Origin of the sequence: Shewanella inventionis (assembly GCF_014641855.1) — a bacterium.
Classification (GTDB): Bacteria; Pseudomonadota; Gammaproteobacteria; order Enterobacterales; family Shewanellaceae; genus Shewanella; species Shewanella inventionis.
The window spans coordinates 26,707-39,956 of the sequence record NZ_BMII01000014.1 but is presented as its reverse complement, the minus strand read 5'-3'; the positions used below and the strand labels follow the sequence as shown (position 1 = coordinate 39,956).

Below are 13,250 nucleotides of genomic sequence, written 5' to 3'. Positions count from 1 at the left end.
CTGAGTCAGTGCAAATGAGCAATGTCGTAACGATCACTTCAGATACTAAACACGCCATAGGTCATTAATCACTTTGCTGCGATAAATAAAAAAGGGATTAAGTGTAGGCTTAATCCCTTGTGCGTTTAGTTAACTTGTTTATCGTAATACTTGCTGTTAATGAGTCCCTTTACGATAGCGTTGATCTGTTTGATTGGGACAACAGATAGCACATCTTGTCTTGCTTGGGCTGATACAGATTGAACCGCTACCGGTTCATCAACCCATTCGTTAATAGAGGTCAATACCAATTGTCCTTCGGCATCTTTTTCAATTTTAGCGACATGCCACCATTCTGTTACACCTTCGGTTGGCGGACTAAATATACGTTGTTCATTTCTAAAGATAAATTCAACGCGAGTGGTCGCTGAATCAATATCAGGAGCGCCTGAGTAGTTATGGACATAGTAGTGATAGCTGCCTTCGACCGGAAATTGCGGGATTGAAATAACTTCAGGTCCGTAGCTTGTGACATCATCAACATCCAAATAAATAATCGTATCATTGATTGTTACTTCAGAATTACCGTAATAAACATGGTTTTGGTTACCTTCAGTATCAGTAATAAAGAGGTGTGAGTCTAAATCTCGAGGCGCCTCGCCCCAGTTTAGGGTTATTTTGGTGAGCGCTTCAGATAGCACTAAACATTCTGCTAGGGTGATATCTGTTTCATCTGTATTAATAATAGATGTGCGGCTTTGGAAACCAATAGTTGCACCGAGTAACACGGTTGAATTACGCTTTACCGGGATACTAAACGTGCCGTCCATGTTGGAGAAGGTCAGAGAACGACCTAAATAATCGCGGCCGTCTGAAATAACACGAGCGCCATTTAATAAGTTGCCTTCTTCGTCTTGTACGCAACCATTAACCAGAATGGTGTCGTAAATCATGTCAGCATTCCAGGTAGTAAAATGACTTACATTGCCTTGATAGAATGACTCGCCATTGATCGTCACTAATTGCGCTTCACCTTCTTCAACCCACAAGCCTGATGTAGTATTAAAATAATACAGCGGAATTGTGGCGGGAGGGTTAGAACCTGCAACAGGAATTTGAATTTGCGCTTCTTTGTTTGTTGCAAGTTGCAGCTTGTTGCCGGCGTCATCGGTAAAGCTAACCGTAATACCCCCAAAAGATTCTATTGGTACAATTTCGTTTGCGCTGTTTGTCGTGAGCATATCTCCTGGCATCATTTCGATATCAATCGCAGGGTTAATTACCGTTAGCTCAGCAACAACCGCAGATGACACAAGGTTGCCGTTTAAGTCGACAAGACTGTTTTCGGGTAAGTTGACCAGTACATTACCATCGACAGCAAGCTCAGAGGCTTGAGTGGCATCGAAACTAATCGATGCATGTACTGGTTGTAATAAAAGATTGTGCGATTGAGTTAATTCATTTCTTGAAATACTCAATGCTGCTTCAGAATAATCGGTAGCATCAGCAACAAGAGTTAATCTGTCGCTTAGTAGCGTATCTTGTACTTTGGTTGAGAATAAGCCTTGGGTATCAGACGTTGATGTACTAACAACGACCTCACCATTAGACAAATTGACTACACCTTCTGAGATAGCTTCACCATTAAAATAGTTATTTAGGCTGCCTGAAATAGTATAAAAATACTTTTCATTTAAATTGAACGTAACTTGAACCGGTGCAGCGCCATCTTCACCACCGTCGGTAACTTGCACAGCAATGTCAGTTGCGGTTGTTTCAGCGACAGCAGAGGTGTAAGTGATTAAACCCAAAGGGCTAATGGTTAGGCCACTCGGACCAGATACCAGTTCAAAATGAATGTCATTGGCCGTGTCAGTATCGTCTACGTCAGAGACTTGGATTTGGTAGGTAAATGTTGAGCCAGAATCAACACTTTGCGCCGCGATTGCAGACACCACAGGTGCATCATTGACGGGTGTGACGAGTACTTCAAAACTTTGTGAAGCACTTTGTGCATTATCTTCGCCGCCATCTCTAACCGAAACGGTCACTGCACCAGATGTTAATACACCTTCAATAGGTGTCCATGAAATAAGCCCTGTATTGCTAATGGTCATGCCATTTGGGGCATTTGTTAATGTGTATGTCAATTGTATGCCATCATTGGCATCATCTGGGTCGTTAACGGCTAGCTGATATGTGTATTGGGTATCTTCAATAGCGGTCACAATTGCGCTAGAAGATATTAACGGTGCGACATTATTGCTGGCTGCGTCATCGTCATCATCTGACGATCCACAACCTGTTAAAACAAAAGACAGTGCGGTCGCAATGATAGAAAGCCGCCATTTTTGTGTTAATTCCATTTACCTACTCCAATAAAAAGATTAAAACGAACGTTAAAAAACCTCATCGCGTGTCTTTAGCCGATGGATTTTCGTGAAAATAATGAAACCTGGGTCATTTATTTTCAATACTCACAAGTGATGTTTTTTTATTTATAAAGCAATACTTTAGTATGATCGGGTTCGCTTGTGGTTGATGGGGGGTTAAAGCACTGCATAGGTAATGGACATGGTCTAATTATTTAAGACAACCTTTTTTTGCAACTAAAGGGATCATGGCAACCGGAACCGCTAAAATGTTGTGCTATTAAAATAGAGGTTGCAAGGTAAACGTAAATGGTTGACTTGCTTACCCTGCATACCAATGTGAAAAAGATGACTTGATAAAACCTACAACGTCCAGTTACCAATTGGCTAAGGACGTTGCAGTGTTATTGAAAGAGCTTAAAGCATTGTACTTTAGCGTTGCAGCGCCATAACTACTGACTGTAACGGGGCAAGCTGCACATCAATTGTGGCGTTGTTGTCGCTGTGTAATATTAATTGAGTGACTAACGAATCCGAGTTGAGTAAGTCTGTTAATACCGTGTTTTTAGTGATATTCCACTGCATTAGCAAACTGTGTGGCACCACTAAGCTAAACGTTTTACTTTGTTGCCGGCTAAAGTTACTGACAATAATCAATTGCTGCTCTGCATTAAAACGGCTAAAGGCAAATACTTCATCATCGTACCCCTGTGTATTAAGTTGGCGCTGCAAGGTGTCTAATTCGATATAGTCGCCCGTTAATGCTGGGGCTTTGTGACTTAGGTTTAATAAGCGTTGGTAATATGCGCGCAATGCCTTTTCATCTTGGGTGGATTGCCCGCCATCAAATTTGCCGTTATTCATCCAGCGTTGGTGTGCAGGCACGCCGACATAGTCAAAAATACTGGTGCGAGTAGGTTGGCCAAATCCGGCCATTTGCGCGCCTTGCTCGCCCACATCTTGGCCAAAATACAGCAGTGTGGGTGAGCGGCTTAATGTGGTCGACACCACCATTGCGGGCAGGGCATTAAATGCATTGCCGGCAAAATCGGTAGTGTTAATACGTTGCTCGTCGTGGTTTTCTAAAAAGTGCAGCATGTGTTGTTCAATGTCGCTGACTTTTGCTTGCACTTTGGCAATAACCGCTGTGCTGGCTTTTCCTTGAATAATGGCTTTTAAGCTGTCGTATAAATCCACTTTGTCGTATAGGTAATCCATTTTGCCTAAGTGAATATAATCGCGGTACAGGTTAGGGTTATAAACTTCTGCAAGAATAAACGCGTTAGGGTTTGTGTGTTTAATGTGGCTGTTAAGGTAACTCCAAAATTCAACCGGTACCATTTCGGCCATATCGTATCTAAACCCATCAACTCCTTTTGCTAACCAATATTGGGCAATACGTTCAAACTTACGCCATGAGTCAGGAATATCATCTGTGGGCTGGGCTTGCCAAAACGCCAGGTGTTCTGCTGCTGTTTTAGTCGCATACTCTGCTGGCAGAGTAGGGAAGTCGTGGCTGCCGTCTGGCTTTACACCATAATTTATTTTAACGGTTTCGTACCAGTCGTTGGCGTCAGGTTTGGCAAGGCGTGAGCCATTACCGGTCCATTTTGCGGGAGATTCAGTAAATTTGCCGTCGCTCAGAGGATGAACATCGCCGCCTAACGGGGCGTAGCCATTAGGCGCATCGGGTACGACAAAATCTTCGCCGATCACATAATAAAAGTTGTTATGTTTACTGTAAATTTGAGTCGTGTCGTCATTGGCACCAAAGTCTTTTTCGCCTTTGGGAGCTGATACTGAGTGATAGTTACGTGCAATATGATTGGGCACTATGTCAATTATCACTTGCATGCCATTGGCGTGGGTACGTTCGATTAAGGCTTCAAATTCTGCCAGGCGATTTGCCGGATTGGTCGCTAAGTCTGGGTTAACGTTGTAATAATCTTTTACTGCATAAGGTGAGCCTGCACGGCCTTTAACGACATCGGGATCGTCGTCGCTTATGCCAATATGGGTGTAATCGTTAATCACCGCATGATGTGGCACACCGGTATACCACACGTGAGTGGTACCAAGGGATTTGATGTCTTGTAAGGCGGTATCGGTAAAGTCACTGAATTTACCGATACCATTGTCGGCAATGGTGCCCCAGGGTTTGTTGGTGGTATTGGTGTTGCCATATAAGCGAGTAAACACCTGGTACACAACAGGTTTTTCGGCTGTTGATACTTGCTGGGTTTGAGTCATTGGCGCCGCCGCTTGACTCGGTTGTTGAGCCTTTTGAGTGTCTGTATTGGCTTGTTGGCATCCGCTGAGGCTTAAACTCAATCCTAATGCAGTTATACAGGCTAGGGGGCTCTTTTTTATAAAAAATGGTTTAAAAGATAATAACATAATGGCTCTTTTTATTGGTATGGCACTGAGAACAATTGATGCAAGATCATGGCGAGGTTCATTTATGAGCATGAACCTCGCCATGAAAAAATTTACTGCTTTAATGACAAAATCGTCACGCCTTTTTGTTCAAGCTTAAGCGGGGCATCTAATTGATAAGATTGCTGATTGATGATATCAACGCCTTGAGTATTACCATTAAACACGCTGCTAAAACGGGGTAAGTCGAGCTCAACACTCTGGTCATTTTTATTATAAATAATCAATAAGGTTTCATCGCCATGATGACGGCTTTGCACGTAAACGCCCTCTTTTGGTACAAAATGACGCAATTGACCTTGCTGGATAGCCAATGAATTTTTACGGTAATTAAGAAGTGTGCGCACAAATGCTAATGCTTCTTTTTGAGTGACACTTAAGCCTTCTTTAGTGAATGCGTTTACCTTATCTTGCGGCCAACCACCTGGGAAATCACCGCGCACAGCGCCATCGTTTCTGCCTTCACTTGGGCTTTGCATGAGCACTTCTGTGCCATAAAAAATCTGTGGAATACGGTTGCTGGTGAGCACGTAAGCCATTGCGATTTTAAACAAGCCTATATCGTTTTTCATTAAACTAAATAGGCGGTTGGTGTCGTGATTGCCTTCAAATAACACTAATTCAGTTGGTTTGGCATACACCACATCGTCGGCTAAGCGTTCGTACAAATTAATTAAGCCTGTGTCCCAACCTTCTGGCTCGGTTAAGCTGGCAATTAAGGTGTCGTACAGTGGAAAGTCCATCATGCTTGGTGTGTATGAGGTGTAACCATCGTTATTTTGTTTGCCTGCTTGCCAGTAACTTACTGTAATAGGGTTGCTGGTCCATTCTTCGCCAACAATATTAAAGTTAGGATATTCGTCCATAATGGCTTTAGACCAGCGGGTTAAAAAGGCTTTGTCGGCGTAAGAGTAGGTGTCTTCGCGTATGCCACTTAGGCCTGCATACTCTACCCACCAAATACTGTTTTGAATGAGATAGGTTGCCATGTGTAGATCGGTTTGATTCATGTCGGGCATGGTGTCGGTAAACCAGCCATTGTCAAAATCAGCGGTGTCACTGGCTACGGCATATGGGTCTTGTACTGTGGTGCGGCGGTGACTGGTGTACACTATATCTTTAGGGTTTTGCTGCCAGGCTTGCTGGCCGTTAAGCCAGGTGGCGCTTGGAAAATTTGCCATCCAACGATGCCCAGAACCCATGTGGTTAACGATGACATCTTTAATCACCCCAATACCAAAACTGCGCGCCTCTTGCACAAGTGCCAGATACTCTTCGTTAGTGCCAAAACGTGGGTCAATTTGATAAAAGTCAGTGGTAGAGTAACCATGATAAGAATACTTTTCTTGGTTATTTTCAAGCAGTGGGTTAATCCACAACTGAGTCACACCTAAATCGTGTAAGTAGGGTAGAGCTTTGCGGATCCCCATAATGTCGCCACCATGGCGGCCACCATCAAAGCTGCGATCTGCTTTTTCTAGCATGCTTGGGTGATTATCGTTATCTGGATTTCCGTTAACAAAGCGGTCTGGGGTGATTAAGTAAATCACATCTTTATTGCTAAAGCCCTGACGCTCTCTTGAGTTAGGCTCGCGAGCGAGTATGTCGTAATTAATACTGGTACTGTTTTTCTGATCATCAATAAGATTGAAAGTGATAGTTTGCGGCTTGGCATTTTTCAAATCCAGATTTATAAACAAGTGATTATTACTATCAGTTGTTTCAACATTGATAAGCGATATCCCCTCTGCTTTGGCTAATTCAATCTTATGATGTCGAATATTTTCTCCATAAATTAGGATTTGTAATTGACTATTTTGCATGCCTGCCCACCAAAATTTAGGCTCGGCATCTAAGGTTAATGCACATGCGTTAAATACAGGGCAAAACATACTTGAAAAGACAACACCCACTGCGAATGTGATGGTTTTGCGAGTGTTTCTCGAGATGTTTGTATTCTTGTTCATTTTGTATGTATCCCTCAACTATCGTAATGCGGTTAAAAAATTATCATGGCTTTTCAGGGGGGTTAAATAATGCTGATAAATGGCCTGTAAATTAGCTAGAAATTCCTTTCTGTCTTTATCACTAAGCGTGTTTGCTAAGGGGTTAACATCTTGAGGAACCAAACCTTGACCGATAAAGACTTGAAGCCATGCCTCTTGAGAAAATAGCTCTTCTTGTTGCCTAAAAATATTGGCGGTTTGAGCAAATAAATTAATTTTGTGATCTAATGACTTAGGTATGTCCATTGTTTGACAATATTGCCAAAGTGGCTCGTCTCGTTGGTTTAAGTGATAATGTAAAATAATAAAGTCACGGATTTGTTCAAACTCTATCTTTGATTGTTGATTATACTCATCGACAGCTGCAGGAGTAATCTGCCTATTAGGCATTAATTTTGTTAACCGTATAATTGCCGTTTGAACCAAATGTAAGCTGGTGGATTCTAACGGTTCTAAAAAACCTGAAGCTAACCCAATAGCTACACAGTTTTTGTGCCACTGCTTGACTCTTCGACCAGGGGTAAAACGAATTAACTTTGGCTCAGCAAGTGGTTTAGCATCTAAATTATCTAATAAAGTTTGTTTGGCAGTTTCCTTGTCAACATATTCACTCGCAAATACAATTCCATTACCAGTCCGGTGTTGAAGTGGTATACGCCATTGCCAGCCAAACTCATGGGCAATAGAGCGAGTAAATGGTTTTATTGGAGATGTTTTTTCACAAGGTATCGCCCAAGCGCTGTCGCATTTTAACCATTTCTGGTAACTTTCAAATTCAACTCCGAGTGTTTTTTCAATGAGCAAAGCACTAAAGCCTGAGCAGTCAATAAATAGATCGCCATTAATGTGCTGCCCGTTGGCTAACAAAACAGATTGAATGTTGCCTGATTCATTTAACGAAACATCGACTATTTTTCCTTCTACGCGTTTAACCCCTTTTTTTATACTGTATTGATGTAATAATTGTGCATATAAACCCGCATCAAAATGATATGCGTGAGTTAAACCGGCCAATTGATTATTGTGAATACGAGATATAGGCTCAAACTTGCTAGACATTGCGGCTTGATAATTGAATGAGAATTTCCATAAATCTTTCGGCTTGATTGGGTTGTCTGCGAGCCAATAATGATGGAATGAGGTGTAACCAATATTTTTCCCTATATCACCAAAAGCATGCATGTAAATGTCTTCTGCTAGCCCCCAACCTTCAAATTGAATCCCGAGTTTAATACTTGCTTGCGTCTGATTGATAAAGTCCTTTTCGTTGATACCCAACACATTGTTAAATACTTGTAATGGAGGGATCGTAGCTTCACCGACACCAATAGTAGCAATTTCATCTGATTCAATAAGCGTGATTTCAAGTACCGAAGGGTAAAGCCTAGACAACATGGCCGCTGTCATCCAACCTGAAGAACCACCTCCAACAATGACTATTTTATTTATTATATCCATTCCATTCCCTCTGATATAAAAAAGCCCCTGTTTAACAGGGGCTCTTTTTAGCCAAGTTGGTTTAGAACTTGTAGTTAGCACCTAACATGAAGTTACGGCCATAGTTTTGGTAGTCACGAACATGGCGAGCATCATCACCTGTGTAAGTGATAAATGGCTCATCAGTTAAGTTGTTAACTTGGAATACCACTGATAAACCATATAGGGCATCAATACCACTTTCAGTAAAGTCATAACCAAGTTGCGCATCTACCACGGTTTCACCTTGAACGTTTACATTTACGCGGCTTAAGCTGATTGCAGTCACTTCACCTAAGAAATCACTACGGTAGCGAGAGCTGACACGAGCTTCGAAACCTGAGTTTTCATAGTAAATAGTGGCATTAAAGGTTTTATCTGAAAGACCAGCTAAAGCGATTGGGTCGCGGTCAGCCGTTTCTCTTACTTCAGAGTCATTGTAAGAACCGTTTAGGATTGTACCAAAACCTTCTAACGCATCAGCAAAATAACCAAAGTCAACAGAGAGTGAAGCTTCGATACCTGCAATATGACCACCATCACCGTTCACTGGAACTTCAAATGAACCTTGACCTTTACCAGGCTCAACACCTGGAATAACGTCTTCAAAATCTAGGAAGATGGTTTCATTATAAACAGGGTTTTCTAACTTTTTGTAATAAGCTGCGATAGCGAAATAACCTTGATCGCTAAAGTAGTTTTCATAACTTAAGTCAACCTGATTTGCCATCCAAGGACGAAGAGTCGGGTTACCTGAGCTACCAGAGTAGTAGATACCACCAGCACCATTTGGATCATAATTAAAGCTTGCAGAAGCATTCATTTTGTCCATTCGAGCACGGCTCATGGTACGCGCAGCTGATAATACGATACGTTGACTGTCAGTTAAACCAAGTGCGATGTTCATGCTTGGTAACCATTCTAGGTAATCATCTTCACCATAGCTATCAACGACTTCTAGAGTTCCATTGACATTTTCAACAGCTTTACCATTAGATGATTGGTTTGTTTGAACCGCCTGAACACCAAAGTTACCGGTTAATGGCATATCGCCAATTTCAGTTTCAAAATCCGCTTTTACATATAAAGTAGAAACCTTCTCTTCAACTTGCCAGGTGTTAGTTGAACGTTCAGGTTGAACGGTAGAAGCATCTAATGAGTTATATATGCCAGCGTTATATAATGCTAAAGCATTGTAAGAAAGCATGTCACCCATGCCGAAGAAAGCAAGCGATGTAGGGTTTTGTAAGTATTCATCTGGCACGGTTAACATATAGTTATCGCCACTGCCGATTTCATAACCTTTAAGGGTTAAATATTCACCATTGTCTACTTTATTCTTTTCGCGGTTAGTGTAGTTAACACCAAACTCGACGCTACGCATAAAGCCTTCATCGAAATTGTAAGTGGTGCTTAAACGTAAAGTAGCTAATTCATCTTCAATTTCAGGCTTGTTAATAAAACCATCTTGCATGTTGCCATCAATTGACGGACCCCAGCTGAATGCGCCGCCTAGTTTGATTAACTCAGGATCTGCGTAATCTAATGAAGGGTCGAATAAATAACGGCCATCGCCAGTGTATTTAAATCCTAGGTTAGGTTCTACTGCACCAACACCATTACCACGGCCAGTACCAGCATAAGTCTCGATACCAATGTCAGTACGCTTAACCTTTGACATAGCTAAATCAGCTTCGATTTCCCAGTTATCATCGATGATATAGTTGTTGTTCCAACCTACTGAGATAGAGTCTGCATCACGAGTATTAATATCATTGCGCACTAATACCATTGCATCTTGGAAAGAACCTTCAGTCACTAAACCGTTTTCAACTGTCGTTGAGGTGCTACCGCTGTTAGCCCAGCCGCCACCCCATTGACCAGGGATTTCGATACCACGTAAAATTTGTTCATCATAGAACTTGGTGTAGAACACATCGACTACAGAGCGGAATTGTTCATTCGGTTGAAATTCTATAACCGCCATTACACCATCACGCTCAAGTTCAGATGAACGTACATAGGGCTTAGCACCGCCTAAAATAGCATCGCCGTTAGCATCTTCTGGGTAACCCCATGCTTGCCAGCGCTCTTCTTGGTTAGGTGACTGCATGCGAGAGTAACCTAATGCGATACCAATAGTGTCATCTGCAAACTGATCGATATAAGAAATGCTGCCTCGGTAGCCTTTATCGGTACTGCCAGCGTTTAAGGCACCAAGTGAGTTGGTTTCTCCACGTAAGTTAACAACAAAGGTTTGCTCGCCGTGTTTTAGTGGGCTGATGGTTTGCATATCAACCGTACCAGCAATAGCTTGTGTCATTAAAGCCGCATCAGGTGTTTTGTAAACCACCACTGAGTTAAGCAATTCAGATGGGTATTGGTCAAACTCAACGCCACGGTTGTCGTTAATTGACGCTTGCTCGCGACCGTTTAACGTTGCTAACGAGAAATCTGGGCCTAAACCACGGATAGATACAACGTTTGCACGACCATCTAGACGTTGCGCGGCAATACCTGGAAGGCGTGCAAGTGATTCAGCGATTGATACATCGGGTAACTTACCAATGTCTTCAGCAGAAATCGCTTCTACTACTGACGAAGAAGTCATTTTAACTGCTTGAGCTTCTTGTAAACTGCGACGGATACCCGTCACTTGGATTACTTCAATATTTTCTTCTGCAGTTTCTGTTGTGTTTACATCATCTGCAGCGTAAGCACTAATGCTTGCACCTGCTGCGACTAATGCTAGCGTGAGTAAGCTCGGTTTAAATAGCAACATTCATCTTTCCCCTTTAGTGAACGCTTAACAACTTGATTTAGGTCGAGTGTTAGTGTCCTTTTGAATTTTGGTTACAGTCTTTATTGTGTTTATGCTCCAGCATGCTTAATTACTGTTTTAAGTGACTGCATAAGTGCTGAAGTTATGACCAAATTGTTGCACAACAGTGACGATACTACTCCCAGTACACTTTTGCCGACAATATTATGCATACGTATTCAAAGGTTGCGAAGATGAAACTGTGACGGATTATTACATTTATTAAACATCTTTTTAAATGTTGAATTGTTGATTAACGTTATGATTTTATGAGCTTAATATGTTCTTCTCCTATGTTTGGCGTAAATGTTTTTCTTTGCATACGTATGCAGGTGTATTGAACCTGATTTCCTTATTCACGTATCCTCACAGACAATAAATAACAACAGCGTTCTATTACGCGAACGCAACATTAAGTTAACTCTCGGGTCGAAATTGGGTTAACTAATTCAAGGGGAAGCAATGAGTCAGGTAACCTGGTGGCGTGGTGGGGTAATATATCAAGTCTATCCTCGCAGTTTAATGGATTCTAATGGCGACGGTGTGGGTGACTTGCAAGGCATTATCGCCAAGCTTGACTATATTGCGAGCTTAAATGTGGATGCCATTTGGATATCGCCGTTTTTTAAATCGCCAATGAAAGATTTTGGTTACGACATTAGTGACTATCTCGAAATTGATCCTTTGTTTGGCACCATGGCTGATTTTGAGCAGCTAATCGAGCAGGCACACCTTCGTAATATCAAAGTGGTGATTGACCAGGTATTAAGTCATACCTCAGATCAACATGCATGGTTTGAGCAAAGCCGCCAAAGTCGTGATAACGATAAAGCCGACTGGTATGTGTGGGCCGATCCTAAAGACGATGGCAGCGCCCCAAACAATTGGCTCGCTATCTTTGGTGGTTGCGCATGGGAATGGGAACCTCGCCGTCAGCAATACTATTTACATAACTTTCTTAAAAGTCAGCCTGACTTAAACTTTCATTGCCCACAAGTGCGTCAAGCTGTGTTAAATAATGTCGAGTTTTGGCTTAAAAAAGGCGTTGATGGTTTTCGTCTGGATGCCATTACTTTTTGTTATCACGATGAACAGCTACGGGATAACCCAGCTAAACCGAAAGATCAACGACAAGGTCGTGGTTTTAGCGAAGACAATCCATATGCGTATCAATATCACTATTACAATAATACTCGTCCACAAACCGTGGGCTTTATTGAAGAGTTACGTGCATTGATTAACCGCTACCCAGGTGCGGTAACATTAGGTGAAGTGTCGTCTGAAGACTCGCTTGCCACCATGGCAGAATATACCCAAGGTGATGATCGCTTACACATGGCCTATAGCTTTGAGTTATTAACTGATGATTTTAGCGCCGCCTATATTCGCCAAACGGTAGAAGAGTTAGAAGCCAGCATTGGTGATGGTTGGCCATGTTGGGCTATTGGAAATCATGATGTTCAACGTGTTGCTACTCGCTGGGGTAAAGAGCAAGCTAACCCGACCATGATTAAAATGCTCAACGCGATGTTGTTTTCATTACGCGGCAGCGTGTGTAGTTATCAAGGTGAAGAGTTAGGGTTAACTGAAGCTGTAATAGATTTTGAGCAACTACAAGATCCATTTGGAATCGCTTTTTGGCCAATGTTTAAAGGCCGCGATGGTTGCAGAACGCCAATGCCTTGGATTCAGTCAGCAGACAATGCGGGTTTTAGCCATACTCAGCCTTGGTTGCCCATTGCCCCTGAACATATCAACAGCGCAGTAGATGTTCAAGAGGCAGATAGCCACTCAATTTTAAACAGTTACCGTCATTTTTTAGCCTGGCGTAAACAGCAAGATGTGTTAATTGAAGGGGACATCAATTTTATCGATGCGGGCCAAAATGTATTAGCATTTATTAGAACATTAGGCGCACAACGTATGTTGGTTCTGTTTAACTTTACAGCACAACAATGCCGTTTCGATTTAGGTCAATTAAACGTAACTGACATTGTGCAAGGGCATGGGCTCGAGTCTGGCCATGTTGAATCACAAGGCGGTTCTACCTCGGTAATTTTACCTGGGTATGCCAGTTTTTATGGCAAAGTTGGCTAATATTAACAAGCTGAAACATTGAGTGTTTCAGCTTTTTTTATCCCGTGATCTATAACATGACTA

6 protein-coding genes are annotated in these 13,250 nt (G+C 42.1%); 1 reads left to right on the top strand and 5 read right to left on the bottom strand.

The genetic code is table 11. The features are described 5' to 3' along the window. Nucleotides 1-125 precede the first annotated feature (125 nt). The 5 genes from IEW93_RS09515 to IEW93_RS09495 all read right to left on the bottom strand — a co-directional run bounded on the left by IEW93_RS09515 (nt 126) and on the right by IEW93_RS09495 (nt 11,051). A complete protein-coding gene (locus IEW93_RS09515) occupies nt 126-2,345 on the bottom strand; it encodes a putative Ig domain-containing protein (protein ID WP_188739102.1) in 2,220 nt (739 codons plus the stop codon). A gap of 438 nt (nt 2,346-2,783) precedes the next feature. Next, nucleotides 2,784-4,748, bottom strand: coding sequence for an alpha-amylase family protein (locus tag IEW93_RS09510; RefSeq protein ID WP_188739101.1), 1,965 nt, complete (start codon nt 4,746-4,748; stop codon nt 2,784-2,786). Nucleotides 4,749-4,840: 92 nt separating this feature from the next. Further along, nucleotides 4,841-6,754, bottom strand: a complete 1,914-nt coding sequence (locus IEW93_RS09505; protein ID WP_188739100.1) for a glycoside hydrolase family 13 protein — start codon at nt 6,752-6,754, stop codon at nt 4,841-4,843. 18 nt (nt 6,755-6,772) lie between these two features. Beyond that, on the bottom strand, nt 6,773-8,251 hold the full coding sequence (locus tag IEW93_RS09500) for a tryptophan halogenase family protein (RefSeq protein ID WP_188739099.1): 1,479 nt from the start codon (nt 8,249-8,251) through the stop codon (nt 6,773-6,775). 61 nt (nt 8,252-8,312) lie between these two features. After that, nucleotides 8,313-11,051, bottom strand: a complete 2,739-nt coding sequence (locus IEW93_RS09495; protein ID WP_188739098.1) for a TonB-dependent receptor — start codon at nt 11,049-11,051, stop codon at nt 8,313-8,315. A gap of 501 nt (nt 11,052-11,552) precedes the next feature. Here IEW93_RS09495 and IEW93_RS09490 point away from each other — a divergent pair. Further along, the gene (locus tag IEW93_RS09490; protein WP_188739097.1) at nt 11,553-13,187 is read left to right on the top strand and encodes an alpha-glucosidase family protein; all 1,635 of its coding nucleotides are present in this window, start codon (nt 11,553-11,555) and stop codon (nt 13,185-13,187) included. Nucleotides 13,188-13,250: the final 63 nt, after the last annotated feature.